This is a genomic window from Cryobacterium sp. Y29, from assembly GCF_002929825.1.
Classification (GTDB): Bacteria; Actinomycetota; Actinomycetes; order Actinomycetales; family Microbacteriaceae; genus Cryobacterium.
The window spans coordinates 189,989-203,565 of sequence record NZ_PJJN01000035.1; the positions used below are offsets into that span (position 1 = coordinate 189,989).

The 13,577-nt window shown below is 62.0% G+C and carries 14 protein-coding genes; 8 read left to right on the plus strand and 6 right to left on the minus strand.

What is annotated here, in order from left to right; genetic code table 11:
- Nucleotides 1-37 precede the first annotated feature (37 nt).
- On the minus strand, nucleotides 38-847 hold the full coding sequence (locus CXY74_RS12440) for an RNA methyltransferase (protein WP_104200713.1): 810 nt from the start codon (nucleotides 845-847) through the stop codon (nucleotides 38-40).
- Between the two features lie 139 nt (nucleotides 848-986).
- On the opposite strand from CXY74_RS12440, the gene CXY74_RS12445 reads away from it, so the two are divergent.
- Both CXY74_RS12445 and CXY74_RS12450 read left to right on the plus strand, forming a co-directional pair.
- Nucleotides 987-1,910 (plus strand): Sir2 family NAD-dependent protein deacetylase, encoded by a 924-nt coding sequence (locus CXY74_RS12445; protein WP_104200714.1) that lies wholly within the window; start codon nucleotides 987-989, stop codon nucleotides 1,908-1,910.
- 6 nt (nucleotides 1,911-1,916) lie between these two features.
- Nucleotides 1,917-2,570: a histidine phosphatase family protein gene (locus tag CXY74_RS12450; protein ID WP_104200715.1), complete on the plus strand. Its 654-nt coding sequence runs from the start codon at nucleotides 1,917-1,919 to the stop codon at nucleotides 2,568-2,570.
- A gap of 92 nt (nucleotides 2,571-2,662) precedes the next feature.
- Here the strand turns inward: CXY74_RS12450 and CXY74_RS12455 are convergent, their stop codons facing one another.
- Nucleotides 2,663-3,733 carry a glycosyltransferase family 1 protein gene (locus CXY74_RS12455; RefSeq protein WP_104200716.1) on the minus strand — a complete coding sequence of 357 codons (1,071 nt, stop codon included), beginning with the start codon at nucleotides 3,731-3,733 and terminating at the stop codon, nucleotides 2,663-2,665.
- Nucleotides 3,730-4,665, minus strand: a complete 936-nt coding sequence (locus tag CXY74_RS12460) for an alpha/beta fold hydrolase (RefSeq protein WP_104200717.1) — start codon at nucleotides 4,663-4,665, stop codon at nucleotides 3,730-3,732. Before CXY74_RS12460 ends, CXY74_RS12455 begins: the two co-directional genes overlap by 4 nt.
- A 117-nt stretch (nucleotides 4,666-4,782) precedes the next feature.
- On the opposite strand from CXY74_RS12460, the gene treS reads away from it, so the two are divergent.
- From treS to CXY74_RS12480, 4 genes are all read left to right on the plus strand, one after another.
- Complete coding sequence (gene treS / locus CXY74_RS12465) at nucleotides 4,783-6,480, plus strand: maltose alpha-D-glucosyltransferase (protein WP_104200718.1); 1,698 nt, start codon at nucleotides 4,783-4,785, stop codon at nucleotides 6,478-6,480.
- A gap of 119 nt (nucleotides 6,481-6,599) precedes the next feature.
- The gene (locus tag CXY74_RS12470; protein WP_199183222.1) at nucleotides 6,600-7,301 is read left to right on the plus strand and encodes a GAF and ANTAR domain-containing protein; all 702 of its coding nucleotides are present in this window, start codon (nucleotides 6,600-6,602) and stop codon (nucleotides 7,299-7,301) included.
- Nucleotides 7,302-7,396: 95 nt separating this feature from the next.
- Nucleotides 7,397-8,110, plus strand: coding sequence for a GAF and ANTAR domain-containing protein (locus CXY74_RS12475; RefSeq protein WP_104200719.1), 714 nt, complete (start codon nucleotides 7,397-7,399; stop codon nucleotides 8,108-8,110).
- A 92-nt stretch (nucleotides 8,111-8,202) separates the two neighbouring features.
- The gene (locus CXY74_RS12480; protein ID WP_104200720.1) at nucleotides 8,203-8,889 is read left to right on the plus strand and encodes an exonuclease domain-containing protein; all 687 of its coding nucleotides are present in this window, start codon (nucleotides 8,203-8,205) and stop codon (nucleotides 8,887-8,889) included.
- A gap of 192 nt (nucleotides 8,890-9,081) precedes the next feature.
- Here CXY74_RS12480 and CXY74_RS12485 read toward each other — a convergent pair whose 3' ends face one another.
- From CXY74_RS12485 to glgA, 3 genes are all read right to left on the minus strand, one after another.
- The gene (locus CXY74_RS12485) at nucleotides 9,082-9,333 is read right to left on the minus strand and encodes a type B 50S ribosomal protein L31 (protein ID WP_092107894.1); all 252 of its coding nucleotides are present in this window, start codon (nucleotides 9,331-9,333) and stop codon (nucleotides 9,082-9,084) included.
- 195 nt (nucleotides 9,334-9,528) lie between these two features.
- The gene (locus CXY74_RS12490; RefSeq protein WP_104200721.1) at nucleotides 9,529-10,311 is read right to left on the minus strand and encodes an ABC transporter ATP-binding protein; all 783 of its coding nucleotides are present in this window, start codon (nucleotides 10,309-10,311) and stop codon (nucleotides 9,529-9,531) included.
- Between the two features lie 83 nt (nucleotides 10,312-10,394).
- A complete protein-coding gene (gene glgA / locus CXY74_RS12495; protein WP_104200839.1) occupies nucleotides 10,395-11,576 on the minus strand; it encodes a glycogen synthase in 1,182 nt (393 codons plus the stop codon).
- Between the two features lie 80 nt (nucleotides 11,577-11,656).
- On the opposite strand from glgA, the gene CXY74_RS12500 reads away from it, so the two are divergent.
- Together CXY74_RS12500 and serB are read left to right on the plus strand one after the other, a co-directional pair.
- Entirely contained in the window at nucleotides 11,657-12,901 is a 1,245-nt protein-coding gene (locus CXY74_RS12500) for a glucose-1-phosphate adenylyltransferase (RefSeq protein ID WP_104200722.1), read from the plus strand.
- A complete protein-coding gene (gene serB, locus CXY74_RS12505; RefSeq protein ID WP_233193370.1) occupies nucleotides 12,898-13,551 on the plus strand; it encodes a phosphoserine phosphatase SerB in 654 nt (217 codons plus the stop codon). The genes CXY74_RS12500 and serB overlap by 4 nt, the downstream gene beginning before the upstream one ends.
- Nucleotides 13,552-13,577: the final 26 nt, after the last annotated feature.

The window sequence follows — 13,577 nt, forward strand, 5'->3', positions numbered from 1 at the left end:
CCTAACTTCTTCACGGCGCGCAGCCGGCCCGCTGAGTTCACGAGCGAACTCGCAGGGCGTAGAGCGCAACCGCGCTCGCCGAGGCGACATTGAGCGAGTCGACGCCGTGCAACATGGGAATCGTCACGACCGTGTCAGCAGCAGCCAAAGCGTGCTGACTGAGCCCATCGCCTTCCGCGCCGAGGATGATGGCGAGCCGTTCGGGCGCCGCCTCGGCGAACACGTCGAGAGAGACCGCGTTGTCGGCCAGCGCCAAGGCGGCCAGGTGGAATCCCGCGGCGTGCAACAGCGGGGTGGCCACGCTCCACTCCGGCAGGCGAGTCCACGGTACCTGCAGCACCGTGCCCATGCTCACGCGCACGCTTCGCCGGTAGAGCGGGTCCGCGCAGCGCGGGGTGATCAGCACGGCATCGGCACCGAGCCCGGCAACCGAACGAAAAATGGCGCCGACGTTCGTGTGGTCGACGATGTCTTCAAGGATCACAATGCGGCGGGCATTCGTCAGCAGCGCTTCGACCGGTTCCAGCGCCGGCCGGTGCATGGCGGCGAGTGCTCCGCGGTGCAGGTTGTAGCCGGTGAGCTGCTCCAGCACGCCAGGCTCCCCCACGTAAACCGGCACGTCGGGCCAGTCGACCAGCAAACGCGCGGCGTCAGGCATCCACTGTTCCTGAATAAGCAGGGACCGGGGCCGATGCCCGGCGTTCAGGGCCCGCGCGATCACCTTGGGTGACTCAGCGATATACAGCCCTCCGGCCGGTTCGAGAACCCGCCGGAGGGCGACATCGGTCAACCGCGAATAGTCGGCGAGACCCGCACTGGACAGGTCGGTAATGCGGGTGATCTGCACGAAGATGTGCCTTTCGAGACGAGTGACTGACCTCAAGCCTGACAGGTAGGTAGTCAAACAGGAAAACAGACGAGTTTAGAATCAAACGACGGGTATCTTGATCAGCTCGTCCGCCCAGCGCAGCTTGAAAGGAGCACCGATGACAGCCGACTCGGCCCGGCCCACCGAAACGGCGCCTGGCGACGCGCTCGAGCCTACCGGCGCTCCCGATGCCGCCGCTGTGCTCGCCTCGGCGGTCGCCCTCGACTCCGAGCGGGCAGTGGATGCTGTAGCCACCCTGCTGCGAGGCAAACGTGCCGCTGTACTCACTGGTGCTGGCCTCAGCACCGATTCTGGCATTCCCGACTATCGCGGCGCGGGGGCGCCAATCCGCACTCCGATGACCTTTCAGACCTTCGTCGCCGATGAACGATCGCGCAAACGCTACTGGGCTGGCAGCCATTTGGGCTGGCGAGTGTTCCGCCAGGCTGAACCCAACCTCGGGCATCGCTCGCTGGTGCAGTTGGAAAATTCCGGTGCCATCGCCGGCATCATCACCCAGAACGTGGATGGCCTGCATACCCGCGCCGGCTCACGCCATGTCGTCGAACTGCACGGCTCCCTCGACCGGGTGATCTGTCTGGCCTGTGGCCAGGCGTTCGGCCGGGACAGCATCGCTGCCAGGCTCGAAACCGACAATCCCGTGCTCCGTCACCCGGAAAGCATCCGCATAGCTCCCGACGGCGATGCCGACGTGGGAAATATCGATGACTTCGTCGTGCCGAACTGCACGGTTTGCGGGGGCATGCTCAAGCCAAACGTCGTTTTCTTCGGTGAGCTCGTTCCCACGGAAACATTTCTCGAGGCATCCGCTGTGATCCAGGGTGCCGACGCGCTCGTCGTGGCAGGATCTTCGCTGGCCGTGAATTCCGGCATCCGCTTGGTGGAACAGGCTCGCCGACGCAGGCTGCCCATCGTTGTCATCAACCGCGGCGTCACCAAGGGTGATGGGCGTGCGCTGCACAAACTCGAAGCCGGTACCTCCGAAACGCTCGCCGCCTTGACCGAACGACTGCTGGGCTGACCGTTCGTGTGCGCCCGGCGAAGCACCGATCCGACTGGTGAATCACGCACGACCGTTTTCTCCATCGTGCGCCACGGCCAGACCGATTGGAATCTGCACCACCGTATTCAAGGTCGCACGGATATCCCGCTCAACGCTGCTGGGCGGGCCGAGGCTGTTGCAGCAGCGGCGGGCCTGCGGAACCGACACTGGAATGCGATAGCGACCAGCCCGCTGCTGCGCGCCGCTGAATCGGCCACAATCATTGCCACGGAACTCGGACTGGACGAACCCGTGGTGATTCCCTCCCTGACCGAACGCCACCATGGCGCCATCGAGGGGCTCACCTTCACTGAACGCCAGCACCGGTTTCCCGACGGTGTGGCCGTTCCTGGCCTCGAAACCCGCCGCGACGTCGTCGACCGAGTGCTCGCAGCGCTCGCGGGATTGGCCGTCGGGCGCGCCGGGCAGTCCGTTCTGATATTGAGCCATGGCGGGATCATTGGTACGTTGCTGCGTCACCTCACTGACGGCGACCGCCCGCGTCACGGCGAGTTCATTGCCAATGGCTCGGTGCACGATTTTCGGTGGGAACACGATCAGCTGTCACTGACCCACTTCGATGCGACGATCCGATCGCCCGGCGATCGTGGCGAGGCTGTCGCGCCGACGTTGCCCTGACCCTGCGACGTCTGGCCGTACGGAGTTGCCTTGTCGGAGACAATTGCAGAGTCTCCCGTTCCGGGACGTGAAAGGACGAGTTGCGATACCCGCTACGCGATGGGTTTTGTCCCCTCCAACACCCCGAGCAGCGTACGGGCCGACGCCGCCCAAGTGAACCGAGCGGCCTGCTCGATCGAGAGAGCGGATCGCGTCTCCCACTCCCCCGGGAGCGCCAGGCGACGCACGGCTGCCGCGATTGCGTCAGCACTGCATGGATCGAAGTACAGCGCGGCAGCTCCGCCGATCTCACGAAAGATCGCAATGTCACTGACCACGACGGGAATGCCGAGGCTCATCGCCTCAACCAGGGGAATTCCAAAGCCCTCATCGAGTGAGGCGGTCACGAGCGCCGTCGCCGAGCGCACCAGGCGGTGATACTCCTCATCGGTGACCCCATTGTGAAAGACCAGCCGGGCTTGCGTTGCCAAACGGGTCAGCCGTGCCCGTTCCGTCGCCGAAACCCGGCTGAGCAGGTGCAGTTCGTGGTCTGGCAGGTCAGCCAGAGCCATGACCAGCGTGTCGAGGTTTTTGTACGGCATGAACGACCCCATGTAAATCAGGCGAGACGTTTCCGGGATACTCCGGTGAATAGGGGCGCCGGGAACGGGGTCGGCGGCGTTCGGCACCACGGTGACCGGCCGCCGGGTGAGGTGATGCTCGTTGATCAGTGAACGGGTGGTTTCGGAAACGGTCACAATGCCGTCGGCGCCGTTCAGCAGCATCCGTTGTGGCCACCAGGAGAGGTGGTAGGCGCGCCAGAGCAGCCGGATCAACGGTGGCAGGTCGTGCGGGGGTGTGCGATTGCGGTAATAGATGAGGTCGTGCACGGTCAGAAATAACCGGTATTTGCGGCCCCAGGAGCCCATGGTCTGCATGGGGCTGAAGACGACGTCGGGCTGCAGCCGGTTGACCGTGAGGGCGATGAGTGGTTCGAGCAGACTGGTCGGGGCACGCACGAGCTGCCACGGCAGGGCGGGTAGCATCTTCAGTTGACGGTGGTCACTGATCAGCATGGTGAGCGGATGCAATCGGCCCAGTTCGGTGACCAGGCCAGCGGTGTATCGGCTGATGCCGTCGTGGTGATCCAGACGCACGTAGCGGCAGTCGACAACAATTCTCATGCTGGTCGGTCCTCCGCGAGAAATTCACGGATGAACGCGGCGGCCGGTTTCGGCTTCTCGTAGTGGATGAGGTGGCCGACCCCGTTGATGACCCGCAGCGTGGCGTTCGGAAACAGCGACTGCAGTCGGTGCTGCGCGGCGAGCGGCGTGATGTCATCTTTGTCGGCCGCGATCAATAACGTGGGCTGCCGGATGTGCGCAGCGAACTCGCTCACGTCATGACTGATCGAAGCGGCGAACGCCTCCATCACGACTCGACGGTTGGCGAAGACACTGAAGTAACGGTCGTGCTGGTTGTGAATCCAGCGCCGCAGGCCCGCGTCACGCGTCTTGGCCATGCTCACGCTCATGATGCGCACGATGGCTCGGTTCTGCAGCAACGCATAGCCCCAGCGATCCGGCAGGCTCGCAGCAGTCCAGTAGTAGAACACGGCCAGTCGGGTCAGCACACCGCGCGGCCCGGACAGTGCCGGCGCGGCGATCGGATTGACCAGGATGACGTCGTGCGTCACCAGTCCGTCGGCCACGGCCGCAGCGACCACGATCGAGCCGAAAGAATGACCCAGCACGACCAACCGCCCCGCCGGGGCCAACACGTGGACAAATTCCTGAAGCCAGTCGACGTATGCCGCCAACGAGTGCACGCCTCCGGGCAGCGGCGCTGACCCACCGAAACCGGGCAGGTCGGGTGCCACGATACGCAGGTCAGCCGGGTTTGCGTCGTCGCCCAGCAGTTCGGCCACGACCAGTTGCAGACCGTGGTGATCACCCCGAAACCCGTGCACGAGTACAAGGGTTGTCGTTGCGTTGGGGTTACCGTAATCCCAGTACCGCGTGTCTGTGCGCTGGCGGCCCGTGCCGGACACGGATGCGGTGACCTCACGCACTGGGAGGCGCCGTAAAAGCCTGTCGTAGGGAGAAGAAACGATCACCGGACCTAGTTTAGACGCGACACTTATTCAAGGCTGGACGTGCACCGGGGTGGCCGATCTAGACTCAAGCCATCAAACGCACCGAGAGAGCCCTTTTGCGGGGAAGGAAGGAAAGCCGTGAGCTTTACCGCACCCATTCAGCTGCCCGGTTTGGCCCTCGATCCGCGGTGGTATCGCCGCGCCGTGTTCTATGAGGTGATGGTTCGGTCGTTCGTCGACAGTAATGCCGACGGCTCCGGAGACCTGGCCGGCCTCGTGTCGAAGCTCGATTACCTGCAGTGGCTCGGCATCGACGCACTGTGGATTCCACCATTCTTTAACTCACCGTTGAAAGACGGTGGGTACGACGTGGCCGACTACCGCACGATTTTGCCGGAATTCGGTACCCTCGAGGAATTCAAAGACCTTGTGACCAAAGCGCACGAACGCAATATGCGCATCGTGATCGATTTCCCACTGAACCACACGTCCGACCAGCACGAATGGTTCCAGCAATCCCGTGAGGACCCTGAAGGGCCCTACGGAGATTTCTACGTCTGGAGCGACACTGACGAGCGGTACCCCAACATTCGCATCATCTTCACTGACACCGAGGAATCGAACTGGGCCTTCGACCCAGTTCGTCGGCAGTTCTTCTTCCACCGGTTCTTCTCGCACCAGCCCGACCTCAATTTTGAGAACCCGGCCGTACAGGAAGCCATTTTTGATGTCATACGGTTCTGGCTCGATCTTGGTGTCGATGGCTTTCGCCTGGATGCGATTCCATACCTGTTCGAGTCCGAAGAGGGCAATGGTGAGGGCGAGCCGCCCACCCATGAGTTCGTCAAGCGGCTGCGTGCCCTGGTCGATCGAGAATATCCCGGCCGCGTCATGATCGCCGAAGCCAACCAATGGCCGCGCGAGGTTGCCGCCTTCTTTGGCACCGACGATGAACCGGAATGCCACATGGCCTTCGATTTTCCGGTGATGCCGCGAATCTTTTACTCCCTACGCTCCCAGCAGGCCAACGAACTGGTGCGCGTACTCTCTGAAACGACCGACATTCCTCATGGTGCCGGCTGGGGCGTGTTTCTGCGTAACCACGACGAACTCACTCTCGAAATGGTCAGCGAGGAATACCGCCAGGCCATGTACGGCTGGTATGCCTACGACCCCCGAATGCGCGCCAACATCGGCATTCGCAGACGACTGGCACCCCTACTCGATAACTCCCGAGCGGAACTCGAGTTGGCCCATGCCCTGCTCTTTGCCCTCCCGGGTAGCCCGTTTCTCTACTACGGCGACGAGATCGGCATGGGCGACAATATCTGGTTGCCCGACCGGGATAGTTCCCGTACCCCGATGCAATGGACCCCTGATCGCAATGCCGGCTTTTCCGATGCTGACCCCGGCAAGCTGTTCCTGCCAGTCGTGCAGTCCCTCGTCTACAATTTCACGCAGACCAACGTGGAGTCACAACTCGCCCAATCCGGTTCGCTTTTGCACTGGATTCGCAATGTGATCCACGTACGCAAGGCGCATCCAACCTTCGGGCTGGGCGCGCTCCGCGTGCTCAAGACCAACCACGAATCCGTACTCGTATTCATCCGTGACTATGCGGGCTCCGGTTCGATGTTCGGCGACCAGCCAGAAACCGTGATGTGCGTGTTCAGTTTCTCGCACAACCCGATCGCGTTCACGATCGATGACGTCGACATGGCCGGGACGCGGCTGTACGACCTATTCGGCGGCGCGGTCTTTCCCAGTTTCAATGACGAAGGCTCACTCACCCTCACGCTCGGGGCGCAGAGTTTTTACTGGCTACACTGCGGCTGACCACGTCGGCCGTTCGCTGGCCCGATCCTGACGAATTCCGCGTGAACGTTCATTGTCGCGGTCGTGCGCACGACGTATCCTTGGCATAAGCAAGCCATCCAAAGCCTGGAGGCCCGGTCGTGGCTAAATGGACTAATACCGAAGACGGCATCGAGGACGCTGTTCTATGCGCCCATTTTCTTGATGTCTTACCCGTGAACGGCGCCGCCGTTTCGGTTTTCGTCGGTGCGGTACCCGAGGCGGTCGTCTGTGCCACCGATAGCCTCGCCGCTCGGCTCGACGAACTGCAGTTCGATCTCGGCGAGGGACCGCGTTGGGAAGCGGCCCGTACGCGACTTCCCGTTTTGGAACCTCGGGTACAAGAGGTGGAGCATCCGTTGTGGCCGGTCTTCCACATGGCTCTGATGGACACCACGGTCAAAGCGCTCTACGTCTTCCCGCTTACTCTCGGCGCGCTCAATGTCGGTATCGTCGAGCTGTACAGCACAACCACGGGCGCACTTGATCGCACGGACCGCGCAAAAGCGTTGGTACTGGCCAACGAGACCGCCTGGAACCTGCTCGACCATCTGCTTCGAGTGCAGGAGGCCGTTACCGGCGAAACGTCGTTGACGTCTGAAGCCTCCGCGGAGTCCCCACTGTCACGCCGGGAAATCCATCAGGCCACCGGGATGGTGTTGGTGCAGATGAACGTCACCCCGACGGATGCCCTGTTGCTGCTGCGCGCGCACGCCTTCTCCCACGGCACAACCGTGCGCGCCATCGCAGGCGACGTCGTTGCACGGCGCCTACAATTCAGCCCGGAAACCGAAGGCCTGTGAAATACATCGCTGCAAATTGATTCGACGTCAATCGACTCGGACACATTCACTCGGTAGAGCTGACATATTGTCAGGAAAAGTTCTAGAATCCTTCCATGATCACCATGGCTCGCGCCTCACTGGTGAGCGCCGCCTTCATGAAGTTGACGGACACTCTCGTGGGCGAATATGACGTCCTCGACGTACTCCATACTCTGGTTGAGTCGTGCGTCGAAGTGCTCGACGCCACCGCGGCTGGTCTGCTGCTGGCCGACCCGAGCGGGGAATTACAGGTCGTGGCTTCGACGAGCGAAGAGAGCTACCTCGTGGAGGTTCTGCAACAGCAGGCTGGCGCGGGTCCGTGTGTGGACTGCTATCTCACCGGCACAGTCGTCACTCTCGGCGACATCGCAGCATGTCAAGACACCTACCCAGATTTTGCGGCCGCCGCGTTGTCTCAGGGATTTCACTCAGTGCACGCCATTCCCATGCGGGTGCGCGATCGGGCAATCGGTGCGCTCAACCTGTTTCGCTCTGACACCGGCGACGTCACCCCCGAAGACGCCGCGATCGGTCAGGCCCTGGCCGATGTCGCGACTATCAGCATTTTGCAGGAACGCACCGTGCATGAAGACGCCGTCGTCAATGAACAGTTGCAGCGCGCACTGAACAGTCGCATTCTGATCGAACAGGCCAAGGGAGTCATCGCCCAGGTCAGCATGGTCAACATGGACGAAGCCTTCAAACGACTGCGAGCGGATGCTCGGGCAAACAATCACACCATGCGCGAAAGTGCTGAAAACGTCATCAACCGAAGTGTGCACCTCTAATTTCACTCTGGGAGCCACGTTCCCCGGCACGCCAAAGCAGAGCACCAGCGGGTGCAGCGGAACGTGTCGGCGGTCGCCCCTAGGGTGGAAGCATGAGCACTTGGAGCGATCACCTCGCCGTATTCGACCTTGAAACTACCGGCATCGATGTAGAAACGTGTCGCATCGTGTCGGCCACTGTCGCCGTTATCGACGCCAGCGGTACGGCCGTGGAGCGCATCGATTGGCTAGTCGATCCAGGCATCGACATTCCGGCCGGCGCCACCTACGTGCACGGAATCACAACAGAGCATGCCGTGGAACACGGCCGCATGGCAGCCGAGGCTGTCGCCGAGATCGTTGGTGCGCTCCGAGGCCACCTGAACGACGGCCTGCCGATCGTGGCCTACAACGCCCCCTACGACCTCACCCTGCTCGACCGCGAAGCCCTGCGCTATGGCATCGCTCCCCTGACCTCCCCCAGCCCCGTCGTCGATCCTCTCGTCATCGACAAAGCCGTCGACAAGTATCGAAAGGGCAAGCGCACCCTCGAGGTCACGAGCGCGTTCTACGGAGTCAGCCTGGAAGATGCGCACGATGCCGGAGCCGATGCGATCGCCGCCGGTCGTGTCGCTCAGGCGATCCACCGGGCGCACAAAGGTGCTCTACCAACCACTCTCGACGAGATGCACGCGCTGCAGGTCACCTGGTATCGCCAACAGGCCGAAAGCTTTCAGGAGTACATGCGGCGCGGCCGCGATCCCGAGTTTCTGGCCGACACCGCCTGGCCCCAACGTTGATTCGGTCAGTGTTGCTCGGGTAGTTGCTGACTGGGCAGTTGCTGGCTGGGCAGTTGCTGAACAGAAAAATTGCTCGTGCCCAAATCGCTGAACAGGCCCCAATATTCACTTCGGATGCCAAACAAAAAAAGCGACCAGCCGAAGCTGGTCGCTTTTTTGTTTCGAGCTTGAGAATGAGCAAAAAAACTGGTGTTATTTGCCGAAGCCCTTGTAGCGCGAGTTGAACTTCTCGACGCGGCCGGCGGAGTCCATGATGCGCTGTTTGCCCGTGTAGAACGGGTGCGATTCGGAGGAGATTTCCACGTCAATGACCGGGTACGTGGTTCCGTCTTCCCACTCGATGGTCTTCTTGCTCGAGACCGTCGACCGGGTCAGAAAGGTCGCTCCGGAGGCGAGGTCGCGGAACACGACGGCAGCGTACTCGGGATGAATGTCAGACTTCATGAAGATTTCCTTTTGCACTTCTGGTGAACAGACTTGTAACTGGTCACAGTGCTGTTCGATTGTTGGGCACCGCTCGCCGCATACTCAAAAGACGACGACGAGCTGGTTGGCCTGATGGCCAGCCCTCTACCCTAGCAGACCTTAGTTTCAGTAAAAGAGCCTCGGAGTTGACGTCGTCGTGTCGCGGCGTTTTGTTTAGACAGCGCGCGCCGCGAAGCGGCCGTCGTTCTCGATGAGTTCGATATTCAGGCCGAACGTGTCGCTCAGAGCCGTCCCGGTGAGTGCCGTACCGATCGGCCCGGCCGAGACGACCTTGCCGCCGGACAGTAGGAGCACGTGGGTGAATCCGAGCGGAATTTCTTCAACGTGGTGGGTGACCATGATGATGGCCGGCGAGTTGGGTTCCTGAGCGAAGCCGCTCAGAAGCTGCAAAAGCGCTTCCCGGGCGCCGAGGTCGAGGCTCGCAGCAGGCTCGTCGAGTAAGAGAATTTCCGGGTCGGTCATGACTGAGCGGGCGATCTGAACCCGCTTCTGTTCTCCATCGCTCAGGGTGCCAAATTCGCGCTCGGCTAGGTGATCGAGATTCCATTCCTGCAAGACGCGCTGGGCGCGTCGTTCATCGATGGTCTCGTATTCTTCATTCCACCGGCCGGTTACCGAGTAGGCCGCCGTCATGACGACGTCGAGGACCTTCTCTTTGGCGGGAACCTTCCGTGCCATGGCAGTCGAGGCAAACCCGATTCGGGGCCGCAGCTCAAAGACATCCGTTCCGCCCAGCGTCTCGTCGAGCACCTCGGCCTGACCGGCCGACGGATGCATGAAAGCTGCGGCAATCTGTAACAGCGTGGTCTTGCCAGCCCCGTTCGGGCCAAGGATGACCCACCGCTGGTCGTCATCGACGCTCCAATTCACTGAGTCGAGGATGGTAGTGCCACCCCGGACGACCGAGACGTCGGTGAAATGCAGAACGTTGACCATATAGCCATGTTATCGGGCGGCGCCGACGCGCAAATACGCTGGGCTCGCCCTCGGACTGAGACCGGCACCACCGACGGGGTGGGTCACAGCAGAGACGCGTAGATCTCCCGGGTACGGGTGGCGATTTGGCTCCAGCCGAACTCGTGCTCGGCGCGCAGACGACCAGCGCGTCCCATTTCAGCCGCTCGAGTCGGATCGCTCACCACCTCGGTCACGATGCGGGCGAGGTCAGCGACGAATTGATCGGGATTCAATGGGGTTCCCGTGCCGTCGGTGAGCTGCTCAATCGGCACCAGACGTCCGGTTTGACCGTCGGCGACGACTTCGGGGATACCACCGGTAGCGGTACCGACAACTGCCAACCCACAGGCCATTGCCTCGAGGTTGACGATTCCCAGTGGTTCGTAAATGGACGGGCACACAAAGACGGTGCCGTGCGTGAGAACCGCAGCGAGCTCAGGTTGGGCGAGAAGTCGGTTGATCCAGACGACCCCCGACCGTTCGCGCTGCAACGCCTCGACGCCAGCGGTCACTTCCGCCAGGATTTTTGGAGTGTCCGGCGCACCGGCACACAGTACGAGCTGCACCTCAGACGGCAGCAACGCGGCGGCGCGTAACAGGTAGGGCAGGCCTTTTTGCCGGGTGATGCGACCGACAAAGACGACAGACGGCCGCTCAGGGTCGATTCCCAGCTCCCGTACGACGTCGGCGTCGAGTCTGGGCTTCCAGCGGTCAAGGTCAATACCGTTGTACACGGTGTGAACCCGGCTCTCATCGAGCGCCGGGTAGCTGCGCAGAATGTCGCGCCGCATGCCGTCGCTGACGGCGATCACGGCATCTGCTGCCTCAAAGGCCGTTTTCTCGATCCAGCTGGAGACGCGGTAGCCGCCACCGAGCTGCTCGGCCTTCCACGGTCGCAGGGGTTCGAGGCTATGGGCCGTGACGACGTGCGGAATTCCGTGCAGCATCTTCGCGAGGTGGCCGGCCGCATTGGCATACCAGGTGTGCGAGTGCACCAGATCAGCATCAGCGGCGTCTTGAGCCATCTGCAGGTCAACGCCGAGGGTACTCAAGGAAGCGTTGGCATTGGCCAGCTGTGCCGGAACGTCATAGGCAAAGGTCTCGGCGTCCGTGCGGGGTGCGCCGAAGCACCGCACCGACACGTCAATATCTTCGCGAAGTGCTCGCACGAGCTCCATCACGTGAACGCCCGCTCCCCCATAGATCTCTGGAGGGTATTCCTTGGTCATCAGATCCACTCGCATGGAGCAAAGGTAGCGCAGCTGAACCCGACCCACATCCCGCCGTGCAACTCGAGCCCCACGGTTGGCCCTACTCTGTACACATGAAAGCCACGAAAATCTTTGGAATCGTGCTCGCCGGTGGTGAGGGAAAACGGCTGATGCCGCTAACCGAGGACCGGGCCAAGCCAGCGGTCCCCTTTGGGGGGCATTACCGCTTGGTGGATTTCGCCCTGTCCAACCTGATCAATTCGGGCCTCACCCAGGTCGTTGTTTTGACCCAATACAAATCACACAGTCTCGACCGCCACGTCTCCCAGACCTGGCATATGTCCGGTGGATTGTCTAACTCCTACATCGCCTCCGTGCCCGCTCAGCAGCGTCTCGGCAAGCGTTGGTTCAGCGGCTCGGCCGATGCGATTTTGCAGAGCCTGAATCTCATTCACGACGAGAAACCCGACATCGTTGTCGTCGTGGGTGCCGACCACGTCTATCGCATGGATTTCAGCCAGATGATCGACGCACACATCGCCTCTGGCCTGTCGGCCACGGTCGCCGCGATTCGCCAGCCTATCGGCTTGGCCGATCAGTTCGGCGTCATTGAAGTGGATGCCGCCACCCCTGATCGGATCTCCGATTTTCGTGAGAAGCCCAAGGATGCCGTCGGGCTTGCCGACGCCCCCCACGAGGTGTTCGCATCGATGGGTAACTACGTCTTCAACACCGACGCCCTGATCGAGGCGGTGCTGCGCGACGGTGAGCGTACCGATTCGAGCCACGACATGGGCGGTGACATCATTCCCGATTTTGTCTCCCGCGGCGAAGCCGGTGTATACGATCTACAGCGCAATGTGGTGCCGGGGTCAACCGATCGCGATCGGTACTACTGGCGCGATGTGGGAACGATCGACTCGTTCTTCGAGGCCCACCAGGATCTTATTTCGGCGCTGCCCGTGTTCAACCTGTACAACCACGAATGGCCCATATTCAGCATGCAGCTGAACTCGCCACCGGCTAAATTCGTGCGCGACGGCAAGGGCGCTCTCGGCACCATGATCGACTCGATTGTGTCGCTGGGTTGCGTCATTTCCGGCGCACACATCGAGCGCAGCGTTCTGGGGCCTTGGACCTCGATCGGGTCGGCCTGCGAAGTCATCGACTCGATTGTGTTCGACCGGGTGCAGATTCGACCCGATGCGATCGTGCGTCGTGCCATTCTCGACAAGGAAGTCATCGTCGAGGCTGGCGCCACGGTCGGTGTCGATCGTGATCGCGACCTCGCACGCGGTTTCAGTGTGACCGAATCCGGTATCACCGTCGTCGGTAAGGGAGTGTTCGTTACTCCGTGATCCGCGCTACTGCACCACGCTTCCTAGTCGTGCTCGATGCAGACTCGACCCTGATACAGGATGAAGTGATCGAGCTGCTGGCGGACGCCGCCGGCTCGCGCAATCTCGTCGCCAACGTGACCGAGCGCGCCATGCGCGGCGAACTTGATTTCGCCGACAGCCTGCGCGAGCGAGTTTTGACCCTGGCGGGACTGCCCGACACCGTTTTCACCGAGGTGGGACAGCGCATCCGCCCGACCGAGGGGGTGCAGGAGCTGATCGCCGGCATTCATGCCGCCGGGGGCCTCGTCGGCGTCGTGTCCGGCGGCTTTCACGAGTTGCTCGACCCCCTCGCAGCCGACCTCAAAGTCGACCATTGGCGGGCCAACCGACTTGAAGTCGAAGCCGGCCGCCTGACCGGGCGGGTCCTCGGACCGATCATCGACGCCGAGGCCAAAGCGGTCGCCCTGCGCGAATGGGCGGCACAGGAACGCATCGCCCTGTCGCAGACGGTCGCAGTCGGGGACGGCGCCAACGACCTGCACATGATGGATGCCGCCGGCCTCGCCGTCGCGTTCAACGCCAAGCCACAGGTCAAGCGTGAGGCTGACCTCGTGATCGACCGCTGCGACCTCAGTCAGGTGCTGCCGTTGCTCGGCCTGCGCGGCTGACGAGGTCCGTGCCGCTCGACTGTTTG

Coding starts and splice junctions, on each gene's coding strand:
- CXY74_RS12445 (WP_104200714.1), top strand. CDS start 987: ATGACAGCCGACTCGGCCCGGCCCACCGAAACGGCGCCTGGCGACGCG.
- CXY74_RS12455 (WP_104200716.1), bottom strand. CDS start 3,733: ATGAGAATTGTTGTCGACTGCCGCTACGTGCGTCTGGATCACCACGAC.
- CXY74_RS12475 (WP_104200719.1), top strand. CDS start 7,397: ATGATCACCATGGCTCGCGCCTCACTGGTGAGCGCCGCCTTCATGAAG.
- CXY74_RS12480 (WP_104200720.1), top strand. CDS start 8,203: ATGAGCACTTGGAGCGATCACCTCGCCGTATTCGACCTTGAAACTACC.
- CXY74_RS12485 (WP_092107894.1), bottom strand. CDS start 9,333: ATGAAGTCTGACATTCATCCCGAGTACGCTGCCGTCGTGTTCCGCGAC.
- CXY74_RS12490 (WP_104200721.1), bottom strand. CDS start 10,311: ATGGTCAACGTTCTGCATTTCACCGACGTCTCGGTCGTCCGGGGTGGC.
- glgA (WP_104200839.1), bottom strand. CDS start 11,576: ATGCGAGTGGATCTGATGACCAAGGAATACCCTCCAGAGATCTATGGG.
- CXY74_RS12500 (WP_104200722.1), top strand. CDS start 11,657: ATGAAAGCCACGAAAATCTTTGGAATCGTGCTCGCCGGTGGTGAGGGA.